General features: G+C 69.8%; 28 protein-coding genes. 9 read left to right on the plus strand and 19 right to left on the minus strand.

From position 1 onward, the window contains the following. Nucleotides 1–2 precede the first annotated feature (2 nt). Together mmuM and U3653_RS04430 are read right to left on the minus strand one after the other, a co-directional pair. Nucleotides 3–890 (minus strand): homocysteine S-methyltransferase, encoded by an 888-nt coding sequence (mmuM, locus tag U3653_RS04425; RefSeq protein ID WP_195077889.1) that lies wholly within the window; start codon nt 888–890, stop codon nt 3–5. Nucleotides 891–939: 49 nt separating this feature from the next. Further along, a complete protein-coding gene (locus U3653_RS04430; protein WP_323123948.1) occupies nt 940–1,599 on the minus strand; it encodes a phosphate signaling complex PhoU family protein in 660 nt (219 codons plus the stop codon). 606 nt (nt 1,600–2,205) lie between these two features. Between U3653_RS04430 and U3653_RS04435 the strand changes: the two genes are divergently transcribed. Next, entirely contained in the window at nt 2,206–2,601 is a 396-nt protein-coding gene (locus tag U3653_RS04435) for a nitroreductase/quinone reductase family protein (protein ID WP_195077354.1), read from the plus strand. Nucleotides 2,602–2,980: 379 nt separating this feature from the next. Further along, a complete protein-coding gene (locus tag U3653_RS04440) occupies nt 2,981–4,072 on the plus strand; it encodes a calcium:cation antiporter (protein WP_435406543.1) in 1,092 nt (363 codons plus the stop codon). Nucleotides 4,073–4,114: 42 nt separating this feature from the next. Here U3653_RS04440 and U3653_RS04445 read toward each other — a convergent pair whose 3' ends face one another. Together U3653_RS04445 and U3653_RS04450 are read right to left on the minus strand one after the other, a co-directional pair. Further along, nucleotides 4,115–4,495, minus strand: a complete 381-nt coding sequence (locus U3653_RS04445; RefSeq protein WP_195077356.1) for a DUF5313 family protein — start codon at nt 4,493–4,495, stop codon at nt 4,115–4,117. Beyond that, on the minus strand, nt 4,492–4,983 hold the full coding sequence (locus U3653_RS04450; protein ID WP_195077357.1) for a MarR family winged helix-turn-helix transcriptional regulator: 492 nt from the start codon (nt 4,981–4,983) through the stop codon (nt 4,492–4,494). The genes U3653_RS04445 and U3653_RS04450 overlap by 4 nt, the downstream gene beginning before the upstream one ends. Before the next feature lie 118 nt (nt 4,984–5,101). Between U3653_RS04450 and U3653_RS04455 the strand changes: the two genes are divergently transcribed. After that, entirely contained in the window at nt 5,102–6,103 is a 1,002-nt protein-coding gene (locus U3653_RS04455; RefSeq protein ID WP_195077358.1) for a DUF418 domain-containing protein, read from the plus strand. Nucleotide 6,104: 1 nt separating this feature from the next. Here the strand turns inward: U3653_RS04455 and U3653_RS04460 are convergent, their stop codons facing one another. The 5 genes from U3653_RS04460 to U3653_RS04480 form a co-directional block, all read right to left on the minus strand. Continuing rightward, nucleotides 6,105–7,307: an MAB_1171c family putative transporter gene (locus tag U3653_RS04460; RefSeq protein ID WP_195077359.1), complete on the minus strand. Its 1,203-nt coding sequence runs from the start codon at nt 7,305–7,307 to the stop codon at nt 6,105–6,107. 2 nt (nt 7,308–7,309) lie between these two features. Further along, nucleotides 7,310–7,867: an ImmA/IrrE family metallo-endopeptidase gene (locus U3653_RS04465; RefSeq protein WP_195077360.1), complete on the minus strand. Its 558-nt coding sequence runs from the start codon at nt 7,865–7,867 to the stop codon at nt 7,310–7,312. A 3-nt stretch (nt 7,868–7,870) separates the two neighbouring features. After that, entirely contained in the window at nt 7,871–8,260 is a 390-nt protein-coding gene (locus tag U3653_RS04470; protein ID WP_195077361.1) for a hypothetical protein, read from the minus strand. A 218-nt stretch (nt 8,261–8,478) separates the two neighbouring features. Beyond that, nucleotides 8,479–9,645: a cytochrome P450 gene (locus U3653_RS04475; RefSeq protein WP_195077362.1), complete on the minus strand. Its 1,167-nt coding sequence runs from the start codon at nt 9,643–9,645 to the stop codon at nt 8,479–8,481. An 84-nt stretch (nt 9,646–9,729) separates the two neighbouring features. Next, nucleotides 9,730–9,924, minus strand: a complete 195-nt coding sequence (locus U3653_RS04480; RefSeq protein ID WP_067802986.1) for a cation transporter — start codon at nt 9,922–9,924, stop codon at nt 9,730–9,732. A gap of 113 nt (nt 9,925–10,037) precedes the next feature. Here U3653_RS04480 and U3653_RS04485 point away from each other — a divergent pair, with 113 nt between their 5' ends. The 3 genes from U3653_RS04485 to U3653_RS04495 are packed head-to-tail and all read left to right on the plus strand — an operon-like array spanning nt 10,038 to nt 10,837. Next, on the plus strand, nt 10,038–10,475 hold the full coding sequence (locus tag U3653_RS04485; protein WP_195077363.1) for a hypothetical protein: 438 nt from the start codon (nt 10,038–10,040) through the stop codon (nt 10,473–10,475). A 23-nt stretch (nt 10,476–10,498) separates the two neighbouring features. Beyond that, nucleotides 10,499–10,654, plus strand: a complete 156-nt coding sequence (locus tag U3653_RS04490; protein WP_086006372.1) for a DUF6131 family protein — start codon at nt 10,499–10,501, stop codon at nt 10,652–10,654. 9 nt (nt 10,655–10,663) lie between these two features. Then, the gene (locus U3653_RS04495) at nt 10,664–10,837 is read left to right on the plus strand and encodes a CsbD family protein (protein ID WP_195077364.1); all 174 of its coding nucleotides are present in this window, start codon (nt 10,664–10,666) and stop codon (nt 10,835–10,837) included. 76 nt (nt 10,838–10,913) lie between these two features. Here U3653_RS04495 and U3653_RS04500 read toward each other — a convergent pair whose 3' ends face one another. The 3 genes from U3653_RS04500 to U3653_RS04510 all read right to left on the minus strand — a co-directional run bounded on the left by U3653_RS04500 (nt 10,914) and on the right by U3653_RS04510 (nt 13,249). After that, the gene (locus tag U3653_RS04500; RefSeq protein ID WP_195077365.1) at nt 10,914–11,633 is read right to left on the minus strand and encodes a VIT1/CCC1 transporter family protein; all 720 of its coding nucleotides are present in this window, start codon (nt 11,631–11,633) and stop codon (nt 10,914–10,916) included. Between the two features lie 50 nt (nt 11,634–11,683). Beyond that, nucleotides 11,684–12,058, minus strand: coding sequence for a hypothetical protein (locus U3653_RS04505; protein WP_195077366.1), 375 nt, complete (start codon nt 12,056–12,058; stop codon nt 11,684–11,686). A 117-nt stretch (nt 12,059–12,175) separates the two neighbouring features. Next, nucleotides 12,176–13,249: an AraC family transcriptional regulator gene (locus tag U3653_RS04510; RefSeq protein WP_323123947.1), complete on the minus strand. Its 1,074-nt coding sequence runs from the start codon at nt 13,247–13,249 to the stop codon at nt 12,176–12,178. A 34-nt stretch (nt 13,250–13,283) separates the two neighbouring features. Between U3653_RS04510 and U3653_RS04515 the strand changes: the two genes are divergently transcribed. Continuing rightward, nucleotides 13,284–14,789: a flavin-containing monooxygenase gene (locus tag U3653_RS04515; protein WP_195077367.1), complete on the plus strand. Its 1,506-nt coding sequence runs from the start codon at nt 13,284–13,286 to the stop codon at nt 14,787–14,789. 12 nt (nt 14,790–14,801) lie between these two features. Here U3653_RS04515 and U3653_RS04520 read toward each other — a convergent pair whose 3' ends face one another. Beyond that, complete coding sequence (locus U3653_RS04520) at nt 14,802–15,614, minus strand: DUF1460 domain-containing protein (RefSeq protein ID WP_195077368.1); 813 nt, start codon at nt 15,612–15,614, stop codon at nt 14,802–14,804. A 155-nt stretch (nt 15,615–15,769) separates the two neighbouring features. On the opposite strand from U3653_RS04520, the gene U3653_RS04525 reads away from it, so the two are divergent. Further along, nucleotides 15,770–16,147: a hemophore-related protein gene (locus tag U3653_RS04525; RefSeq protein WP_195077369.1), complete on the plus strand. Its 378-nt coding sequence runs from the start codon at nt 15,770–15,772 to the stop codon at nt 16,145–16,147. A gap of 39 nt (nt 16,148–16,186) precedes the next feature. Here the strand turns inward: U3653_RS04525 and U3653_RS04530 are convergent, their stop codons facing one another. Beyond that, a complete protein-coding gene (locus tag U3653_RS04530; RefSeq protein WP_195077370.1) occupies nt 16,187–17,350 on the minus strand; it encodes a sensor histidine kinase in 1,164 nt (387 codons plus the stop codon). Further along, nucleotides 17,347–18,003, minus strand: a complete 657-nt coding sequence (locus U3653_RS04535; protein ID WP_067802961.1) for a response regulator transcription factor — start codon at nt 18,001–18,003, stop codon at nt 17,347–17,349. The genes U3653_RS04530 and U3653_RS04535 overlap by 4 nt, the downstream gene beginning before the upstream one ends. 113 nt (nt 18,004–18,116) lie before the next feature. Here U3653_RS04535 and U3653_RS04540 point away from each other — a divergent pair, with 113 nt between their 5' ends. Beyond that, complete coding sequence (locus U3653_RS04540; protein ID WP_195077371.1) at nt 18,117–18,527, plus strand: nitroreductase family deazaflavin-dependent oxidoreductase; 411 nt, start codon at nt 18,117–18,119, stop codon at nt 18,525–18,527. 28 nt (nt 18,528–18,555) lie between these two features. Here U3653_RS04540 and U3653_RS04545 read toward each other — a convergent pair whose 3' ends face one another. The 4 genes from U3653_RS04545 to U3653_RS04560 all read right to left on the minus strand — a co-directional run bounded on the left by U3653_RS04545 (nt 18,556) and on the right by U3653_RS04560 (nt 22,232). Further along, nucleotides 18,556–19,488 (minus strand): alpha/beta hydrolase, encoded by a 933-nt coding sequence (locus U3653_RS04545; protein WP_323123946.1) that lies wholly within the window; start codon nt 19,486–19,488, stop codon nt 18,556–18,558. Nucleotides 19,489–19,631: 143 nt separating this feature from the next. Then, a complete protein-coding gene (locus tag U3653_RS04550) occupies nt 19,632–20,624 on the minus strand; it encodes a DUF8176 domain-containing protein (RefSeq protein WP_195077372.1) in 993 nt (330 codons plus the stop codon). Next, complete coding sequence (locus U3653_RS04555; protein WP_195077373.1) at nt 20,611–21,912, minus strand: hypothetical protein; 1,302 nt, start codon at nt 21,910–21,912, stop codon at nt 20,611–20,613. Before U3653_RS04555 ends, U3653_RS04550 begins: the two co-directional genes overlap by 14 nt. Then, on the minus strand, nt 21,909–22,232 hold the full coding sequence (locus U3653_RS04560) for a hypothetical protein (RefSeq protein ID WP_195043187.1): 324 nt from the start codon (nt 22,230–22,232) through the stop codon (nt 21,909–21,911). The genes U3653_RS04555 and U3653_RS04560 overlap by 4 nt, the downstream gene beginning before the upstream one ends. Between the last annotated feature and the right edge of the window lie 6 nt (nt 22,233–22,238).

The following is a 22,238-nucleotide window of genomic DNA, read 5'->3' on the forward strand; positions in this document are numbered from 1 at the left end:
GATCAGCCCCGTGCTTCGGCCTCAGGCGGGTTGCCCCTCAGTTCCCTTGCCAGGCGGGCGATCCGGTCGGGACCGACGCGGCAGCATCCGCCGATGATCCGGGCGCCTCGGGCGAACCAGTCGCTGGCTTGTCCCGTTGTGAACCGTGCGGGTCCGCTCCAGCGGTGGCGCACCGCGTCCCAGTCCTCACCACTGTTCGGGTAGGCGACCACGGGTTTGCCTGTGCCCGCGGCGAGTTCCACCGCGGCGGCGACATCGGCGGGGGCGCAGCAGTTCACCCCGATCGCGACGATCGAGTCCGAGGCCGCGGCCACCGCGAAGGCGTCGGTGAGCGGTTGCCCGGCCCGGGTGCGCGTACCGTCGATGGTGTAGCTCAGCCATGCGGGCACGCCGAGATCGTTCACCACGTCGACCAGCGCTTCGGCTTCGTCGATGTCGGGGATCGTCTCCAAGGCCAGTAGATCCGCGCCCGCCTCTGCGAGCACCTCCATGCGCGGCCGATGCCAGGCGCGCAGTTCGGCCACGGTGCGTCCGTAGCGGCCACGGTATTCCGATCCGTCCGCCAGCGCGGCGCCGTAGGGACCGATCGAGGCGGCGACCCATCGGCGCCGATCGCCGGCGCAGGCGTCGCGGGCCGCGCAGGCCAGCGCCACGCCACGCCGCCACAGCCGCACCGTCTGCGTCCTGGCCAGCCCGCGCGCGGCGAAACCGTCGAAAGAGGCCTGGTAGGTCGCGGTGGTCGCGATGTCGGCGCCCGCCAGGAAATAGGCTTCGTGCACGGCCCGGATCGCGGCCGGATCGTCCACGAGCAGGCGGGCCGACCACAGCGCGCCGGACAGGTCGTGGCCGCGTGCTTCCAGCTCGGAGGCCAACCCACCGTCCGAGATCAAAGCCCCCGCCGCCGGGCCGAACAGCACGGCTCCACTGTAGAACGCGGACTCACTCGTCGTCGGCGGGCTGGGCGGTCGGGGGCACCCCGGTGTCGAGGAAACGAATGAGCCGCTCGATGCGCGCGGTGTGATCGGCGCAGCGTTCCAGGTGGTGTCCGAGCAGCGCGATATCGATCGCGACCTCGGTGGCCGGTTGGGCGGACGGGTCGCGCAGCGCGGCATGCAACTGCTGGTGCAGCGTGTCCATCGAATCCGCCTGCGTCTCCTGCTCCGGCAGCGGGTGCTGGCCGGCGACGGCGCGCCCGGCCAGGGCCGTGCGCTCGGCCGCGAGCTTGCCCATCGCGGCCAGGATGTCCAGGATGGGTTGCTCGGCAACGTGCCCCGGGTGACTCTGATACACCTTGTCGGCGACCCGGCTGGCGAGCCATCCGATGCGCGACAGCTCACCGGCGATCTGGATCGCGGTCACCACGTGGCGCAGGTCGCGGGCCACCGGCGCTTGTAATGCCAGCAGCACCACCGTGCGCGCCTCGCACGCGCCGTAACTCTTCTGCAGTTGCTCGTCGAGAGCGAAGACCTCGTAGGTCGCGGTGAGGTCGGCGTCGACGAGCGCGTCGGTGACGCGCTCGACGGCGTCGTGGGCCAGCGTGCACATCTGCGTCAGGTCGTTGGTCAACGCGATGAGCTCGGCAGTGAACTGGGTGCGCACCGCCAAATTCTCACCTATCGACCGGCGCGGGGTCGATTCCTTGCCGGATGTTCTTCGGTAACGACATCGCCTCGGCTCGCCCGCGCGCGATCGCGCCGCCGGGCGGCCAGCGGGAAACGCGGGTTGTCTCGCGATCCAACTTCGGTTTTCGGCCGCTGGCGCTTTCCCATGACGGTGGGTCGGCCCGATATCTCCGGCGGAACACGTTGCGCTGCAATAGTTTCCGCAACACTGGGCGATCGTCGCGAACATGTGCCTGACCGGGCAGCGGCCGCTGTCGCGTGGTTCCGCTGCATAGGGAGTGAGCGCTGCGCGTGCTTACGGTCGAGAGTGCCGAGATATATTGCCGGAGTTGGCGATCGTGTCGCGCGTCACATTGTGGCGTTGCCGCATACGGCTACTCGTCCGGTTGCTCACCGCGTGCCCTGCCCGGCCCGAACCGATGCGGCGGAGGGTCGATACTGCGCGACGCGATGGGGGAGTGTTTGCGTTCCGGTTCCTATCGGCGCCTCGGCCGGTCGCATCCGGATTCGTGCGCTGGTCAACGCCCGAATCGCGCGTGTCGCGCAACCTGCCGACGGGTGCGCCCGGTGTTACGGTCGCCGCATGCCGAACTTGCGCGATATCCAGCATCGGGCGGTGACGACGTTCCAGCGCCGACTGGGCAATCCGATCCTCAGGACGCTGCCCGGCCAGACTCTCCTGGAGACCACCGGCCGGGTCAGCGGGCAGCCACGGATCACGCCGATCGGTGGGCGAAAGGTCGGGCGGGAATTCTGGCTCGTCTCCGAGTTCGGCGAGCGTTCGCAGTACGTGCGGAACATCAAGGCGAACAACCGGGTCCGGCTGCGCCTGCACGGACACTGGCACACCGGTACCGCGCACCTGCTGCCCGACGACGACCCGCGCGCCCGGCTGGCCTCCTTGCCGCGCGGCAACAGCGCGGCCGTCCGGTTGGTCGGCACTGACCTACTCACGCTACGCATCGATCTCGACGACTGAGCGGCGGTCACGCATCCCGCTCCGCGAGTGGCGCACCACTGTGCGGCCCTCTCGCGATTCGACACAGCCATGTGCCACTCGCGGGATCCGCTCGGGGTGGAGAGCGCGGCCATGGGTAGGGGCGGAGCGATCACGCGGAGTAGGACGTGAGTGATAGTCCAACGGCCGCCGTTGGATTCGTGTGTTCGGGATCACCGTGCGCGTGTCGTGGCCGAACCGCGCTACAGGATTCGTCGGGCTGATCGAACAGACATCAGTGGATTTCGTCGCTGGGGGCTGGTGGCCCGCTTTCGCACATCGTGCCTGGATAAGCGAGTCGGAGGCGGGGCTGTTGGTCACCTGACCGGGATGCGGATAATTTGCTGGGATCATGGGGGGCATGATCCGTGTGTTGATCGCTCGCTGGACCGTGCTCGTACCGTTGCTCGCCGTCGTCGCTCTCGTGGCTACTTGGGGCCGGAGTCTGCCCGGGGTCGCGGTGACGATCGTGGCGGTGGCGCTGATCGGGGCGGTGCTCTCGGCGGTGCACCACGCGGAAGTGGTGGCGCGCCGCGTCGGTGAACCGTTCGGCTCGCTGGTGCTGGCCGTCGCGGTGACCGTTATCGAGGTCGCGCTCATCCTCACCTTGATGACCCAGGGCGGCGACAAGACCGCGACCCTGGCGCGCGACACGGTGTTCGCCGCGGCGATGATCACCTGCAACGGCATCTTCGGTCTCTGCCTTCTGGTGGGGGCCCTGCGCAGGCGCGTGGCGGTGTTCAACGCCGAAGGCACCGGCGCGGCGCTGGCCACCGTCGCGACGCTGGCGACGCTCAGCCTCGTGCTGCCGACCTTCACCACGAGCAAGCCCGGTCCGGAGTTCTCGCCCGCGCAGCTGGCCTTCGCGGCGGTGGCCTCGCTCGCGTTGTACGTCTTGTTCGTGATGGTGCAGACCGTGCGTCATCCGGACGACTTCCTGCCGGTCGAAGCGGACGGGGTCGTCGCGGAGGACGACGAGGGCGTCGAGCCGCCGACGGTGCGCGACGCCGTCACCAGCCTCGGCCTGCTGCTGGTCGCCCTGGTCTGTGTGGTGGGGCTGGCGAAGGTGGTCTCGCCCGCCGTCGAATCGGCGGTCCAGTCCGCGGGTCTGCCGCAATCGGCGGTGGGCGTGGTGATCGCGCTGCTGGTGCTGCTGCCCGAGACGATCGCCGCGGTGCGGGCCGCGCGCCGCGACCAAGTGCAGATCGGTCTCAATCTGGCGCTGGGTTCGGCCATGGCGAGCATCGGCCTCACCATTCCGGCGATCGCCGTGGCCAGCATCTGGCTGGACGGCCCGCTGGTGCTCGGCCTGGGCGCGACCCAGATGGTGCTGTTGGCCCTGACCGTCGTGGTGGGCGGCCTGACGATCGTTCCGGGACGGGCGACGCTGCTGCAAGGCGGCGTCCATCTGGCCGTCTTCGCGGCCTTCGTCGGCCTCGCCGCCAGCCCCTAGGCGCCCAGGTGGTCGTAGCGGCGGGTTCCGTGGACGTGCCGCTCAGTGCGGGTGCTGAGCCGCGTACCTGGCTCGTTCCACGGCCCGGCGCTGGGCGCGCCGCGAGTTCTCCAGATCGGCGGGCAGGCCGTGCTTCGCCAGCCGGTGCGCGCGGTTCATCGGCATGAAGGCGACGGTGTAGAACAGGGCCAGCAGCAACGCGAGCAGGACCATCGCGCCGCGCAGCCACAATTCGCCGGGGAACAGCAGGAACGCCGCGAACAGCGGTGTGAACGGCACCATGCCGCGCAGCACGTGCCGGGTGGCGGCGAACCTGCCGGTGAGGTCGTCGCGCACCCACTCGCGCATCGAATCGGGCAGGCGGCGGCCGAAGGCGTAGCCGATCCACTGGATCGGTCCGGGCCGTCGTCGCTCTCGGGTCATGACCGGGCTCCTCGGTGGGGGGACGGGGGATCGGGCTCGGCGAGCACCGACCGGCGGGCCGCCTCGTTCACCCGGGTGAGTACTTCGCGCAACTGCTCGAGGTCTTCCAGGGTCACGCCGAGGCGTTGCACGACGGCGGGCGGTATCCGCTCGGCCTTCGCGCGCAGTTCGGCTCCGGCCGGGGTCAGGTTCACCACCAGGTTGCGTTCGTCCCGGCTGTCGCGTTCGCGGCTGATCAGCCCGGCGGCTTCGAGGCGCTTGAGCAGCGGGGACAACGTGGGAGAGTCCAGCTGGATGGCCTCGGCGATCGCTTTCACCGACATCGGCGCCTCGCCCCACAGCGCGAGCATCACCAGATACTGCGGGTGGGTGAGCCCGAGCGGCTCGAGCAGCGGACGGTAGACGGCCAGCACCGCACGATTGGCCACGGCCAGCGCGAAGCACACCTGCCGGTCCAAGCGCAGCGGGTCCTCGATCTCGGTCTCCATCGGCGCCTCCTTGTCCGGACTCCAAATTAGCGCATGAATAGTTAGTGCGTTAATCAATGTGGGCGACATCTCGGCGGAGATCCCGGCTCCCGCGCCGACGCTGGTTACCGTGAGATCCATGCACCACGACGCGGGTCCGCTACGCATCCCCGAACTCGACGCGGTTCGTGGGTTCGCGCTGTGCGGCATGCTGGTGGTGAACATCTGGCGGATCACCGGCATCCCGGCGACCGACGAATCGGGCGTGGTGCTGCCGGTCCGGCACGTGCTGACGGTGGTGTTCGAGGGGCGGTTCCTCCCGATCTTCGCGTTCCTGTTCGGGATCGGCTTCGCCTTGCTGCTCGACAGCGCGGCGCAGCGCGGCGAGCGGCCACGGTTGGTGCTGATCCGCCGCTTGCTCGCGCTCGGAGTGATCGGCCTGGTGCATCAGCAGTTCCAGCCGGGCGAGGCCCTGCTGCCGTACGCGCTGGCCGGGTTGGCGATTCTGCTGCCCGCCTCGGCGCTGCCGAACTGGGCGGTGCTGCTGGCGGGCTTGGCAGGGACCTTCGGCGTCGCGCTCGCTCTCGGCGGCGGGCTGGCCCTCACACCGGGGTTGTTCCTGCTCGGACTGGCCACCGCCCGTGCCGGGATCGTCGACACCCTCGACGAGCGGGGCTGGCAGATCGCCGCGGTCTTCGCCCTCGCCCTGCCCGCCGCGATAGTGGCGGGCAGGTGGGAATACCGCACTCCGTATCTGGAACAGTGGTCCATCCCGTCTCTCGCCGTCGCGGGTCTGCTGGGTGCGCTGGCCTATGTCACCGGGCTGCTGCTGTTGCTGCGCATCGAGCCGGGCGAGGTGCTGGCGGAGGTGTTGCGGCCGCTGGGCCGTCTGGCTTTGACCAACTACGTCGGCGCCACCGCCGCGATCCTGCTCGCCGCGCCGCGTCTCGGCCTGTCCGGCTCCGGCAGCTACGCGGCGGTTCTCGGGTTGGCGGTCGGAATCATCGCGATGCAGGCGGTGTGCAGCGCGGTATGGCTGCGGTTGTTCGAATACGGACCGCTGGAATGGGTGTGGCGCTGCGTCACCTGGTGGACGGTGGTGCCCATCCGGCGCACGCGCGTGCCCAGCCGCCCGTACTGACTCAGCGCGGGACGGTCGGATCGCCGGTGTTCTGCAGCTCGGCCAATGTCGCGGAAACCAATGGCCCCCGGTCGAAGTGAGTGGCGACCGCGACCAGCCATGCCAGCTCGGCGGCCAGCGTGGGTCGGCTCGGTTCGCGGAACGACTGATCCTCGCCGGTGGGCGGCAGACCGAGCCGGTGCGCTCGCAGCGCCGCGGCGATGCGAGCGGCCTCGATCGCGGCGGCCCTGTCGCGCGCCGGGATCGCCAGTTCGCCGGCCAGTCGTTCGGCGATCGCTTCGGCCTCGGCGGACAGGTGCGGCTGCAACCGCAACAGCCAGTCCCGGATCTCGATCACCCGGCGGTACAGGCGGTCTCGTGCCGCCGCGCCGTGCCGATCCGGCGGATGCGCCAGTTCCGGGTCCACTTCGCGCAGGGCCAGCCACAACGGGCGCAGCCGCGGCAGCGCGCGCAGCCCAGCGGTGGCGTCCAGCAGCCATGGCGCCAGCGAGGGGCACAGGTAGCCGAGCAGCATGACGGCGGCGCCCAGGCTGGCGAACGCGGGCGCGATGTCGGTGTTGAGGCGGCGCAGATCGATCCCGGCCCAGGCCGCGGCGATCGCGATCACCTTGCCCGCGCTGTAGCCCAGCGCGACGGTGCTGCCGAGCGCGAGCAACCGTAGGCCGCGGCGCAACCAGATCCGGTCGACCTCGCCCATCCAGCGGCGGCACAGCACGATGATGCGGACCAGCGCCGCCGAATAGACCGCGAGGTAGACGCCGAGAAAGGCCACTGCCAGCGGCACTTTCGCGTAATGGTGGTCGAAGTCGGTGGGATGACTCTCGTCGTGCGCCGGCGCCGCCGCGAACAGTGCCGCGAGCACCAGGGGCACGAGCACCGGCAGGACCAGCACGCGCCGCGCCGCGCGGGCGTCCGGTTCCCGGTCGGCCACCATGAAGCCGGTCCAGACCACCTGGGCGAGCACCGCGCTCGCGATGGCCCCGTACACCACCAGCGACGCCAGATTGGGCACGCCGGAGACGTCATCGATCCAGGTGTAGATCCGCGGCACGGCCGCTTCGAACCCGATGCCCGCCGCCAGGACGGCGAACGCGACCGCCCAGCGAGCCGGACTACCCGGGTTACGCAGGGCCAGACCGGTTCGCCACAGGAACGCCGCGAAGGCGAGGACGCCGACGCCGCCGTACACCAGCGCGAACCACATGCTCAGTCCCGGCCCGGCCCCAGCGCGTCCAGCAGCCTGCGTGCGGTGACCGGCGCGGAATCGGGCAGCACCCACTCCTCCCGCGCCGTCCACTGCGTGATGTGGTGGGTCATCAGCATGTTCGCGATGTGCTCGGCTTCGCGCTCCTGTGGCTGCGCGTAGCTGGTGCGCCCCAGCATGCGCCGCACGACCGCGGGATCGATGTTCGGCGCGAGCAGCCGCACCGCTTCCACGCCGCGGACGTCGACGGTGCGGTGCCCGGCGAGCAGGTGGCCGAGCTCGTGACAGACGATGTGGTCCTGATGCACCTTCGAGGTGTTGCGTTGGTAGGCGATGAAATCGATCGCGTCGGTGACCAGCAGGCCGCCGGTGAGCCCGGTGACCGGGAAGTTCTCCGGGCGCAGCCGCAGCGGCCGCGCGCGACGCCCGGCGACCGCCTCGGCCAGCTCGCCGACGGTGAACCGGCCGGGCAGCCCCAAGGCGCGCAGCTCCCGGCGCAGCCAGCGACGATCCAGCACCGGCTGGTCACCTCCGTCCTTGCTCCAAGCCGCGATCCGCATCGCTCACTCGTTGTGCTCGTTCTCGATGCGCCGCAGGACTTCCAGCATCGCCAGCACCGATTCAGCGCGCACCGTACCCTGCCGCAGCCCGTCGCGCAGCACCAGCTCGAGCACCTCGTGTTCGGCATTTCCCTTGAGCGCGTTGATCAACGCCAATTCGCTGCCGCGCGCCGCCGCCAGCCGCGGGTCGGTGAACGGGTCCAGGCTGTCGAGACCGAAGTAACCGCGGAACACCTCCAGCGTCTCGTAGGACGGGTTCACCGCCTGCCCGGTGCGCAGCTTCCAGAGGTAGTTGGCGGACAGGCGCGCCCCGGTGGTGCGGTGGATGTCCTCGGCGAGCGCCCGGTGGGTGATCTCCTGGGGTCGCCCGTCTTTGCCTGTGGGCGGGTGCATTCCGTTGATGAGCGTGTTGAGAGCCCGTGTGAACGGGTGTAAGTCCTCCCCCATGTCAGCGTGTCTCCTGTGGTTGACAGGGTGTGTGGCGTAGATCATACTCGTCCCTGCTCCGTCGGCGCATGCCGGTGTGGTCGCCCCGGACGGGGTCGCGATCACGAGAGGCCCGGTATTCGAGAGCGGTAGCAGGTGGGGCGATCATCGTCGCTCGCCCCATCTCATCGGAGTCTCACCGGCAGCGTCACCGGTCCACGATGGCGGAAACCGGAGCGCCAGACGATCTCTCGTTCGTCCACCGCGAGCGCCGCGTCCGGCCACCGGGTGAGCACGTGATCGAGAGCGGCCGCGGTGACGGTGTGCACCAGCGCATTGCCCAAGCAGGCGTGCATGCCGTACCCGAGGGCGAGCTGGTCGCCACGCTCCCTGGCGAGGTCCACTTCGGCGGGGCGGTGGAAGATTTCGGGATCATGGTTGGCCGAGGCCAGGCACAGCAGCACCGTCTGCCCGGCGGGGATCGTCGTCGCGCCCACGACCAGGTCGGTGGTCGCGAAACGAGGTCCGGCCAGCACCTGCGGGGAAAGGTAACGCAGCATCTCGTCCACGGCGGATCGCTTGTCGCCCATGGCCTGCCACGCCTGCCGCTGATCCGGACGGCCGAGCAAGGTGAGCACAGAACCGGCGATCAGGTCGGCGAGCACTTCGTACCAGACGAACAGCAGGTAGAACAGCAGTCCGGTCAGCTCGGCGCCGGTCGGAGACCCGGCGGAAAGGTGCGCGGCCACCCAGCGGCCGAGCACCGTGTCGGCGCGCTGCGCCTGCGCGGTGGCCTCCGCCATGATCGCGAGCATGGCGGCGAGCGTGTCGCGGGCGCGCGGTGGCGATGCCGAGGGCAGCAAGGTCGAATTCGCCCAGCCGCGCAGGCGTTCGGCGGTGGGGCCGTCGAGGCCGAGCAGTTCCGCGAGTACGGCTGCGGGAAGCGGCACCGCGAGTCGTTCGACCATATCGACGGTCTCGCCCTGAATACCGTCCCGCAGTAGGGAATTCACCAGCCGGGGAGCGCGGTCGGTCCACTCGGCCAGTCGGCGTGGCGACAGCTCGGCGGTGATCAGGCTGCGCAGCCGTGCGTGGTCGTCCGGGGCGGCGCTGAGCATCAGGTCCAGGGGCGGCGGCACCGGGAAACCGCGGTAGTCGTCCCCCTTCGCATACCGGTCTCGGGTGGACAGCCGCTCGTCCAGCAGACCCGCCCGCACGTCGCGGTAGCGGGTCACCAGCCAGGCCGGTGGTCCGTCGGGCGTGCGAACGCGGTGCACGCCGCCTTCGACACGCAGCCGCTCGAGCGTGGGCCACGGGTTGCGGGCGAAGTCGGAGTCGAACACATCCGTCACCCGGCCATCATCCCGCACCGGATCGAAGGGAGCCCGCGCCCGCCGAGGCGGGCCGGTGTTGGTCCTCCGGCCCTGCCGGCCCGATCAGGAGGCGGCGGCTCCGGTCTGCCGGATCGCGTCGAGGACCTCACCGTAGGTGAGCGTGGTCGAGTTCACGAGCGCGCGTTCCGAGGCCACGTCGATGTCGACCGAATCGATACCGTTGACGCCACGCAGCGACGATTCGATCGCAGACGCGGACTCGCGGGTGACGTTGTGCAAAGTAACCGTGTACGTCATGGGAATCGCATAGACGGATTTCCCTCGCTCAAACTTTCCTTTTTGTCCCGTTTGATCGCTGGGACCCCGGGAATTGCGGAGTTGTCAAACGACTCGACGCAACAGGGATTGCCATGATCATCATCATCGGGCTCATCGCCTTGATCGCGGCCGTGATCATCGGAGTTGCCGCGGTCGTCGGTAACACCGGCTCCGCTCAGCAACTGACGAGCGATTTCGCGGTATTCGACTACCACTTCCACGGTTCCACCGGAGCGCTGTTCGGCTACGGCGTCACGCTCGGTGCGATCGGGATGCTCGGACTGGCCCTAGTCCTGTCCGGCGCCTGGCGGGTCACCCGTCGCGGCGTGGTGGCGCGTCGTGAACTCGCACAGTCCCGCCGCGAGATGGCGGCGGTGCGGCGTGATCTGAAGGCAGGCACCGCCGCACCGGTGGAGCGGGCTCCGCAGGAGCCGGCTTGGCGGCGGTGGTTGGGCACACGCGGTTCGGGTACTGCTCGCACCGATCGCGGCGCCACGGTATCGACCTCGAAACCCGTGACCGCGAAATAATTGAGAAGAAAAGGAATACGACAATGATCATTCTCGGCCTCATCCTCTTGGTCCTGGGCTGGCTGCTCGGTATCGGGCTGCTCACCACCGCGGGCATCATCGTGCTGATCATCGGGCTAGTGCTGCTCGTGGCCGGTTCGGTGGGCCGTCCGGTGGGTGGCCGCCGCTGGTATTACTAGGAATTCCTCATGAAGTTCGACGATCGCCTCGCGCACCGAGTGCAAGCGAGCAGGGGCAGCGTGAAGAAATTCCTCGGCCGAGCGACCGGTAACTCCCGGCTGGAGGCCGAGGGGCGGCGGGAGCAGGCCCGCGGCAATCTGAAACGCGCCGCCGACAAACTGCGGGACGCTTTCAAGCACTGACCGCACACCGCACGCCGGTGCCGGGGGAAGGACGATGGCCTTCCCCCGGCACCGGCGTGTTCGCGTTCGGCCTCGGTCAGATTCCGGCGACGCCGGCGAGCTGCCCGATGCCGTAGGTGACGCCCATCGCCAGCGCGCCGCCCAGCACCACCCGCACCACCGCCCGGCCACGGGAACTCCCGCCGAGCCCGGCGCTGACCGACCCGGTGAGCGCCAGCGCGGCCAGCACGGCGGCGAACGTCACCGGGATGCGCGCGGTGACCGGCGGCAGCAGGATGGCGAGCAACGGCAGCATGGCGCCGAGTGTGAAGGCCACCGCCGAGGACAACGCCGCTTGCCATGGGTTGGTCAACTCGGTGGGATCGAGGCCCAATTCCGCCTCCGCGTGCGCGGTGAACGCGTCGTGCGCGGTGAGTTCTTCGGCGACCTTGCGCGCCGTTTCCGGCGTCAGTCCCTTGGCCTGGTAGATCCCCGTGAGCTCGATCAGCTCGTAATCCGGCTCGTCGCGCAACTCCCTGCGCTCTTTGGCCAGCAGGGCCCGCTCGGAATCGCGCTGCGTGCTCACCGAGACGTATTCGCCCACCGCCATGGAAATCGCTCCTGCCGACAGACCCGCGATGCCGGCGGTGAACAAGGCCGGTGTGTCGGTCGTCGCCGCCGCGACGCCGACGACCAGACCCGCGGTGGACACGATGCCGTCGTTCGCGCCGAGCACACCCGCGCGCAGCCAGTTGAGCCTGGACGCGAAGCCGTCGCCGTGCGGTTCGTGCGGATGTGCGTCGGTCGTGTGAGCCATGAGAAGCACACTAATCACCGCCGCACCGCGCGAGTGCCGACCGCGACGGGCTAGTCGCGGGGGTGGCGGGGAACCGCCATGGGATGCGGCACCATCGTGCGGTGGATGATCTGCAGGATCAGCAGGAACAGCATCGCCAGCGCGGCGGTGACGAGATCCCCTACCAGCACCGCCAGTACGGCGAACGCGCCGAACACGGGAAATTCCAGCACCGCGCACCAGCGCAGGATGCGCAGCCGTCTGGCGTTGGCGGACAGCCGCTGCACACCGTCGTCGATGATGGTCAGCGCCGTCTCGTAGCGCACCATGCCGTCGCCGACCTGGACGAACATGTGCACCGCCTGGTCGCGGCTGAGTTCGCCGAGCCAGGCCCGGTCGATCAGCCGCTTGCCCTCCTCGGCGACCTCCTTGATAACCGCGTCCATGCGGCCCCCTTCCCAGTCGATCGGAGATTCTAGCGACCGAATCGCGGCTTCCCAGCGACGATTCGAACGCCGCCGGCCGCGCCGGATCGCCGCGAAATCGTCCCGGATGCCGTTCTGTCACCCGAAAGTGTCGTGCGGCTGGCCGCTTCCGTGCGCCTCCGCGCGGCGCAGGGCGGTAGGCGTTGTGCCCCACCACCTTCGGGCGCAGCGGGTGAAGGTCGCCTGTTCGGAGAGCCCGATCAGCGAGGCGACCTGACTCATCGGCATGTCCGTCGTGGCGAGATACCGCCGCGCCGCGTCCCGCCGCACCTCGTCCAGGATCTCGGCGAACGAGGTGTGCTCGGCGGCGAGACGGCGCTGCAAGGTGCGCGGATGCACCGTCAGCAGCCGTGCCACCGCGCCGATCTCGGGCGCGGACGTGCCGAGCAACTGCTGCACGGCGGCGCGCACCTGCGGGGCGAGCGCCGCCGCCGCGTCACCGGACTGCTCGGCGAGAAAGGCCATCGCCAGCCGGTGCAGGTTCTCGTCACCGCCGGTGAGCGGCCTGCTCGCCAGGCTGCTCGGCACCCGCAGCGCCGGGAACGGCCGCCCGGCGCGCACCGGGGCGCCGAAGAATTCCTCGTACCGGGCGAGCGCCGCCTCGGGGCGATAGGGCAGCTCGACCGAGCGCAACCCGTACCTGTCGTCCACCAAGCGCTGGATGGTGCGATGCACGAAGGCCAGGCCCAGGTCGGTGCCCTGGACGGGTGTGGGAAGTCCCGGGCGCACGCCGTAGCGCAGCGCGATCACGCCGCGGTCCCCGTACGGGTCCGGTTCCAGCGTCAGGCTCAGCGACCGCGCGTGCAGGAACAGATAGCGCGCCGAGCACTCCAGCACATCCGCCAGCGACGGCGAATTCCGGATGGCCAGCGCCAGCGGGCCGAGCATGTCCAGATCCTGCCGCTGGGAGATCCGCAGGCCCAGGTCGGGACAGCGCAGCTGGTGCGCGGCCAGTTCCAGCACGGCCGCGACCCGCTCGTCGGGTACCAGCAGGTCGTCGGCGTCCAGGGCGGCCACCGGCAGGCCGCATGCCGAGGCCAGCGCCTCCGCGTCGCCGCCCAGTTCGGCCACGGTCGCGCGAAAGCCGCGCAACCCCGCGGAGCGAATCACCGACATGTCGTCGAGGATCAAATAGTTGTCGCGCAAAGTCAAGAAAGCGACCCCATCGGGCTCGCACACTGGAGACATGACGCAGACCGATGCAGCACCGGAACACCTCGATGTCGTGATCGTCGGCGCGGGACTATCCGGTATCGGCGCTGCCTACCGGTTGCAGACCGAGTGCGGGGGCAAGACCTACGCCGTCCTGGAAGCCCGCGACTCGCTGGGCGGCACCTGGGATCTGTTCCGCTACCCCGGCATCCGCTCGGACTCCGACATGTTCACCCTCGGCTACCCGTTCAAGCCCTGGCGGGACGCCAAGTCGATCGCGGACGGTCCCTCGATCCTGCGCTACATCACCGAGACCGCGACCGAGAACGGCATCGACCGGCACATCCGTTTCCGCACCAAGGTGCTCGCGGCCGATTGGGACAGCGCCGCCGCGCGCTGGACTTTGACCCTCGAGCGGCGCGACGCGTCCGGCTCGCCCGAAACGCACACGCTGACCTGCGGCTTCCTCTACGCCTGCGCCGGGTACTACGACTACGACCAGCCGTACGCGCCGGAATTCCCGGGCATCGCGTCGTTCACCGGCCAGGTGGTGCACCCGCAGTTCTGGCCCGAGGACTTCGACTATCGCGGCAAGCGGGTCGTCGTGATCGGCAGTGGCGCGACCGCGGTCACCCTGGTCCCCGCGATGGCGGAGCAGGCGCAGCTGGTGACCATGCTGCAACGGTCGCCGACCTGGATCAGCGCTGTCCCGGGGCGGGACAAGGTGGCCGACCGGATCCGCGAACTGCTGCCGCCGCGTCTGGCGCATCGCCTGATCCGCACCAAGAACATCCTGTTCGGCATCGGCTTCTACCAGTACTGCCGTCGCCGTCCGGAAGCGGCGCGCAAGCTGCTCACCGGCCTCACCACCCGCATCCTGAAGGACGAAAAGGCCGTCGCGGAGCACTTCACGCCCAGCTACAACCCCTGGGACCAGCGTCTGTGCGCGGTCCCGGACGCGGACTTCTTCAAGGCCATGAAGAAGGGCAAGGCCGAGGTCGTCACCGATCACATCGACACCTTCGTCCCGGAGGGCATCCGGCTGAAGTCCGGCCGGGTGCTGGAAGCGGACATCGTGATCACCGCGACCGGGCTGCAACTGCTGGCCTTCGGCGGCATCGTGCCCAGCGTCGACGGTGTGCGGGTCGACTTGTCCGAGCAATTCGTCTGGCAAGGGGCCATGCTCACCGGCGTCCCGAACTTCGCCGTGTGCATCGGCTACACCAACGCGTCGTGGACGTTGCGCGCCGACCTCACCTCCCGGTTGGTCTGCAAGGTGCTCAACCACATGGATCGCAAGGGCTACGCGGCTGTGGTGCCCGAGCCGCGTGGCACGCTCGAGGAGCACCCGCTGCTGGATCTGGCCTCCGGCTACATCCAGCGCTCCATCGGCGACTTCCCCCGTCAGGGCGGCCGTCATCCGTGGAAGGTGCGGCAGAACTACTTGCTCGACTCGGCCACCACGCTGCGCACCGACCTGGGCAAGACGCTCACCGGGACGCCGAAATCGGCCGTCCGGCGGCCGGCGCCCGTCGCCTGACCCGCGGCGCGGTCAGCGCGCCCGCAGGACGACGATGCCAGGGGTCGACCGGACGTACTCGGCGAAGGGTGAATCCACCACCTTGTCGTTGCCGGCGAGCGAGGACGCGTTGCGGAAGACCGGGCCCGCGTCGGTCATGACGAAGATGCCGACGTGGGTGACGTCCAGTCCCGGTTGGTCGGCGTAGGCGCCGATGTAGTCGCCGGTGCGCAGCCCGCTGACGACGTCCTGGCCGACGGCGGCGCTGGGAATGTAGGTGATCGCGCGATCGACCACGGGCAGCCCCGGCAGATACATGCCGCCGTCGGCTTTCGCGTTCAGGTGCCGGGTGACGGTCACCGCGGCGGTGCTCAACGTCGCCGTGATGTCGGTGGCCGCGATCTCGGGAACGTGCGCCCAGTCGGTGAAGAAGTGTTTGCGCTGCTGGAAATCCACGCGGCCACCGGCGTAGCGGGTGCGGATCAGGTTCGTGGTGAACTGGTCGCGGTCGGTGGCCGCGGTGAGCGCTTGGACGTAGTCCAGGAAGGTGAAGCAGTCCACCCGGCGCAGGTCGACGACCAGTTGTTCGGGCCGGGTGGCCGATCCGACGAGCATGTTCGCGCCGTAAGGCGTGCCGAGGAAGCGGCGCGACAGCAGTTCGATCAGCTCCGCCTTGCTCGCCGAGGCGGGCGCCTGAGCGCGCAGCGACAGCAGTTCGTCGAGCTTCTTCGCGGTCACGTCGTCGAGGTGCACGGCCTGCGGCGTGCCGAGCGCCACGGCCGGGGCGCAGACCGCAGCGCAGGCGAAGGCCACGAGGGCGAGCAGTACACGAGCGATGGTGCGCAAGACGCCTCCAGCAGCGGGAATCGGTAGATCCGTACACGACAGCGACCCCAACGGTAGCCCGGCGGCACGACCTAGCGCCGTCCAAACAGCCTTTCTGGTGGACTGACGCCGGGTCACGAGGTGGCCCCACGTCCCCACCGAAAGGGTTATCCGACATGACGAGAATCGTTCGAGCCACCCTCGCCCTGGGCGGTCTGCTCGCCGCGGGTGCGCTGCTGGTTCCGGCAACCGCTTCCGCGCAGCCGCAGCCGGGCGGACTGCTCGAGACGACGTGCAGCTTCGCGCAGATCGACGCCGCCGTGCACGCCCAATTCCCCGACGCCGCCGCCCGGCTCGACGCCCACCCGGACCGGAAGGCGAAACTCCAGGAATTCCTGAGCCTCCCGGTCGAGCAGCGCAAGCAGCGCGCCAAGGAGTTCCTGGACCAGCACCCGCAGGCCAAGAGCAGGTTCGAGGAGCGCAGGAACTCGCCGGAGGCGCAGCAGCACCGCGAGAAGTTCCGCGTCATCGCCGACACCTGCCACAACTACTGAGCACGGTACGGGCGAGGTGTCGGACTCGCCCGTCCTGCGCTACTCCCGCGCGCGAGGGAGGTCGACGGTGACGGCCAGACCGCCCTCCGGCCGGGCCGTCGCGTGGACGGTGCCTCCGTGGGCCTGGGCCACCGAGCGCACGATCGACAAGCCGAGCCCGGCGCCGCGGGCCTCGGAAGCGGCCAAGCGCTCGGCGGTGGACAGTCTGCGGAACGGCTCGAAGAGACTGTCGACCTCGAACGCGGGCACCCGGGGGCCGCTGTTGGCCACGGTGAGCACGGCGCGGTCGCCGCTCGTCGTCGACCGGATGGTCACCCAGCCGTTCTCGGGCAGGTTGTAGCGCACGGCGTTGTCGAGCAGATTGTGTACGAGGCGTTCCAGCAACAGCGGATCTCCCTGCACGGGAGCCGGTTCGAGATCGGCGGTGATCTCGGCCCCTGGCCGCTCGGCCCAGGTCCCCACCGCGTCGGCGGCGATGTCGGCGAGGTCGGCGCGGCGGTGTTCGGTCAGCCGCTGTTCGCTGGTGGCCAGTACCAAGAGGCCGTCGATGAGTCGTTCGTGCCTGCGGTTGACCTCGAGGAGCGTGGCGCCGAGCCTGCGGGTGGACTCGGGCGCCTCGGGGTCTTCCAACGCCACCTCGATCAGCGTCCGGTTGATGGTCAGCGGTGTGCGCAACTCGTGGGAGGCGTTCGCCACGAATCGGCGCTGTCCGTCGAAGGCGCGATCCAGCCGTTCCAGCATCGCGTCGAAGGTGTCGGCCAGGTCCTTGATCTCGTCCTGCGGACCGTCGAGGGCGATGCGCTCGTGCAGGCTGGTGTCGGCAACGCGCCGCGCGGTCGCGGTGATCCGCTGCAACGGATGCAGGGCGCGTCCGGCCAGCAACCAGCCGAAGCCACCCGCGGCGATGCCCACCGCGCCCAGGGATACCAGCGACCACATCAGCATGGCGCGCAGGGTGTCGCGCCGATTGCGTTGGGCCTGCTCGCTGAGCGCGTTGAAGAGTTCCGTGGAGATCGGGGCCCGGTTCCGCTCCGCCCGCTCGATGAGATATTCGCGCACCACTTGCTGCGCACCGCCGCCGGGCCGCCGCTCCAGCGACTGGTTGAGGTAGAAGTACGTCAACGCGATCAGCACCGCGCCCGCCAGGAAGAACGCGGTCGCGTACAGCAGCGTCAGCCGCAGCCGGATCGTGCGCCCGCTCATCGGATCCGGTAGCCCACGCCGGGCTCGGTCTCGATCAGCCGCGGGTCGCCCAGTTTGCGCCGTACGTTCATGATCGTGTACCGCACCACGCCGGTGAACGGGTCGATGTGCTCGTCCCACGCCTTCTCCAGCAGTTGCTCGGCCGAGACTACGCCGCCGTCCGCGCGCAGCAGTTCGGCCAGCACCGCGAACTCCTTGCGCGACAGGGTGACCGGCTCGCCGTTCCTGGTGACGGCGAACCGGTGCTGGTCGAGCCGGATGCCGGAGCGCTCCAGCACCGGGGGAGCGGCGCTGCGCGCCCGCCGCCCGAGCGCCTGGATTCGGGCGACCAGCTCGGCGAAGGCGAACGGCTTGGTCAGATAGTCGTCCGCGCCGAGCCCCAGACCGGCCACCCGCTCCGCCACGGCGCTCGCCGCCGTCAGCATCAGGATGCGCGCCGAGCCGCCGGACGCCACGAGCGTGCCGCACACCGCGTCACCGGAGACGCCGGGCAGATCGCGGTCGAGTACCACCACGTCGTAGTCGTGCACGCCGGTACGCTCCAGCGCCGCGGCGCCGTCGTACACCACGTCGACCGCCATGGCATGCCTGCGCAGGCCGTCGGCGATCGCGTCGGCCAGCAATTTCTCGTCCTCGACAACAAGCACCCGCACCCCGCCATCGTGCCCCTTCCGCTGTTGGGCGGGCGTTGGTTCGGCTCCGGCAGCCAGATCTGGGTAGGCTCGCGCACGACCCGGCGCACCCTACTCCCTAGGAGAGACAAGCCATGGCAGGCGACTGGAACACCCAGATCATCGAGGAATTTCGCGCCAACCAGGGCAAGGTCGGCGGCCCCTTCGCAGGCCGCGAGCTGCTGTTGCTGACCAGCACCGGCGCGAAGTCGGGTCGCCCGCGCACCAATCCGCTCGCGTTCATTCGCGACGGCGAGGACATCGTGGTGGTCGCCTCCAAGGCGGGCGCTCCCACCAATCCCGACTGGTACCACAACGTGCGCGCCCATCCGGAGGTCACGATCGAAATCGGCACCGAAACCCTCGAGGCGACCGCGACCGCGATCACCGATGGCCCGGAACGCGATCGCCTCTACGCCGCGATGGTCGAGGTGATGCCCGGCTTCGCGGAATACCAGGAGAAGACCGATCGGGTGATTCCGGTCGTCAAGCTGACGCCGCGCTGAGCGGAGCAGTTCGCGGCCGCGAGCGCGCTCATCCCGCCCCCACCGAGGACAGCAGCATGGGCAAGGCGTTCTGCATCTGGATCTTCCAGGCGTCCCAGTTGTGTCCCTGGGCGGGCACATAGCGCTCGTCCACCTGCGCGCCGAGTTCTTGCAGGCGGTCCACGAAACGGTAGTTCTGTTCGTAGGCTGCGGATTCCACGGGATCGCCCTTGCCGTAGGAGACGAACAAGGGGATGCCGGTGAGATCGGCGGCCCGGCTGTAGGGGTTGTTGGCGACCCAGATGTCGCGGTTGACGGTGTAATCGCCCCAGACTCGTTTCCAGTCGGCGGCGCAGCCCTGGCCGGGCTTGTCGGGTTCGCCGGGGGCGCCGGAGTCGTGCAGCGGATCGACGTTGCCGCTGAAGGAAGCGGCCGAGCGGAACCATCCCTGGTGGGCGGCGGCGAACTTCATCGCCCCGAGGCCGCCCATCGAATTGCCCGCGATGGCGCGGGTCGCATTGGCGCGGTAGCCGGTTTCCAGCAGGGTGCGCACGTCGTTCAACAGGTAGCTCTCCCACGCAGGCGGGCCGCCGTGGCCGTCGTTGTACCAGTCGGAATACGCGCTGCACCAACTGGTCTCGGGTAGTACGAAGATCGCTTCCCGTCCCGCGGTCAGCGCCGCCAGATCGCCTTTGTCGGTCCAGGATTTGTGGTCGTCGAAGCCGCCGTGCAGAACCCACACCGTCGGCCAGGTGCGGGCGGCGTCCTTGGACCAGCCAGGGGGAAGCAGCAGTCGCACCACCTTGACGGACCAGTCCGGGCCCTCGAGGTTCGGGGAGGACACTCCGATGTCGAGAATCCGGTCGCTCACCCTGGTCTCCCAGCGCACCGTCGGCGCCGCGTGCGCGGAGGCCACGGATAGAAAAGGCGCGATGAGGCCCGCGACGACGATGGTGAGGGCTATCCGGATCAGGCGATGCAACGGTCCAACCTTTCGCTTCGCGATCGTGTCGGAACGATCGCTGCCGCAAGTCGATTCACCGCTCATCATGCTCGGCGAACATTGGTGTTCGCAAGAGTGGTCCGGCACCGGCGGCGGAACGAGCCGGTCTCGGCCGGATGCCCTCAGCCCGCCGTGATGCTGGTGATCAGCGTTTGATCCGTTCCGGTTCGGGTCGTGATGAACTGCGTGAAGGTGTTCGCGTCCTCGCCGGGAAACTGCTGCGTCAAACGCACTTCCCACCGCGCCTGGCCGTCGGGCCCGTCCCCGGCCCGGGAGATCTGCACGCAGTAGCGGGTGCCCGCGGGCACCTGATTGATGCCGCGCTGGATCTGATCGGCGGGTGATACGGCGGCGTCGGGGGCGACCACCGCGCGCGCCCGGTAGCCGGACCGTTCGGCGTAGTAGGCGTACTCGAAGGCGAAGATGGCGTCGGGGCCGTTGCCGGTGCCACCCGGATCGGTGCCGGAAATGACGTCGCCGGTGCGTTTCTGCTCGCATCCCGGCGTGGCGATGGCCCACGGCGGCCTGACCCGCGAGGTTGATGTGGACGTAACCGGTGCGGGCCCGGCCGCGCGCGGCGGCGACGTCGCCGCCGGCTTGCGGGAATTCGACTCGGAACCGTAGATCATGGCCATGCCGATCGAGACGGTGGCGATCGCGATGCCGAGGACGATCAGGACGGTCAGCGAACGGTTGCCGCGCTGCTGATCGGTGCGCCGCGGACGCCGCACGGGGGTGCCGGGATGGATGCCGGATCGATTGACGACGGCGGGCGCAGGGACGTGGCTGTCCTCGGCCTTGACCTGCTCCGGCTCGGCCGGTGCGCCGCGCTGCTGTGGGGCAACGGGTTGCGCAGCCCGCACCGCGGCGGGTGCGGGCTCCAGCCATTGCTCCCATTCGCCGAAGCGCGGCCTGGTCTCTTGCCGCTGCGGCTGACGCGGTGGTTCCGGCGCCTCGTACTGCGGTTCACGACGACGGGTCTGCTTGCGGCGCCCGGGCGAACGACGTCGTTTGGACGGCTTGCTCGCGGGGATGCGCAGCATCGGCAGACCCGTGTCGAACGGGTTGGCCTGGCCCGCGCCCTGACTGGGATGCTCCCGGTCAGGGGGCGTCATCGTCGAATTCGCCCAGCACCGGCACGACCGCCGTCACGGCGGACGGGATGGTCACGCCGAGTTGGCCGTCGCGCGGCTTGTGTTCGTGGTCCTCACCGCCGGGCGGCGCGGCGGGCGGCACCACCATGCCGCCGGTCGGGCCGGGGTGCGCCGGATGGTCGGGGTTGCTCGCGGGCGCGGGCGGCGCGGAATCGGCGGGCGGGATGACCGCGGGCGCGGGCCTGCTCTCCGGCTTCGGCACGTCCGCGCGGGCGGCGGGGGCGGAGTTGCCGGGCGGGATCACCGAACCCGGGCCGCTGGTGGACGGCTTGTGCTCCGGCGATCCGCCGAAGTCGAACAACTTCGAGGAGTTCTTCGAGTCGTCGCCGTTCGAGCCGGGATTGGTGGTGGACCCAGGGTTGATCAGCTCCGGGATCGCCTTGTCCGCGGCCGCCGCGACGGTGTCGATGCCGTGGATGCCGACTTCGGCGATCTTGTCGATGATGTGCGTGCCGATGTCGACGCCCGCGTTGATGGCCGTGGTGCCCAGATCCACTCCCGCGGAGATGAGCTGCTGCTGCAATTGCAATTGCGCGACCATGGCCGGGTCCATCGGCTGGGTGGTGGCGGGTGCCGTGGTGCCGGGCACGACTTGACCGGTGCTGCCGGGAGAGACGGCTTGCCCTTGGGAGACGCCGGACGGTGTGGTGACCGTGAGCGGACCCATCTCGTCGAGTCGCCTGGTGTGGTCGTCCATTTCGGTGCGCGCGGCCGTCACGGTGGTGAGCGCGTCGCGCAGCGCCTGGGTGGCGCGGGTGATGACGGCGTCGGTCTCCGGTGCGGAGGTGGCGTTGTCCAGGATCTCGCGCGCGTCGCGCCGGAAGTCGGCGATGATCTGGTCGACCCGCCGCGCCGCGCGCCCCGAGGTGGCGTGCGCGTCGGCGAGCACGGACAGATAGGCCGGACCGCGATCGGAGATGTCGCCGATCTGGGTCTGCGTGGTGCGCATCGCGGGCACCGCGCTGTCGGCGGCCTTCGAGGTCCAGGTCGACTCCAGCGCGTGCAGGCCTTCCCGGTGCGGACCTTCGGTGTCGGCCGCCTGCGTGGAAGCGGCCGACAGCGCCCCGGTCGCGGCCGCGCTCGGCACGCCGACGCCGGTGCCGAGCGAGGAGCGAAGCGTCAGAAGGGGTTCGACCAGCGCGGCGACGATCGGCGGATCGACGCCCGGTTCGGTGCTCAGCGGCCGGGTGGTCTCGGTGGCGGGCTGGGTGACGTGCGCGCGTTTGCGCAGTCCCATCAGGCTTCTCATGCCGACGCCTCCCCGGACCTGGTGATCGCGCTCGCCGTCGCGGCGTCGACATCCTGCGCGCTCTCGCTGTAACCGCGCAGCACCTGGCCGTAGGCGCCGACCAGCTGGCCCGCCGTCGACAACGCTTCGGCGTGTTCGGAGACGGCCGCGGAGAAGCGCGCCGCGAATTCCGCGCCGACGAGCCCGAGATCGGCGGCCAGCCGTTCCGGATCCACCGCGCCGGAGGCGACCGTGGCCGCCGACGCCAATTGTTTCGACACCGCGTCCGCGATTGCGGTGTAGGCGGCCACCGCCGCCGGGTCGAGCCTGAGCGTATCCACTGTTCC

The sequence above is a fragment of the Nocardia implantans genome (genome assembly GCF_035544775.1).
GTDB lineage: Bacteria > Actinomycetota > Actinomycetes > Mycobacteriales > Mycobacteriaceae > Nocardia > Nocardia implantans.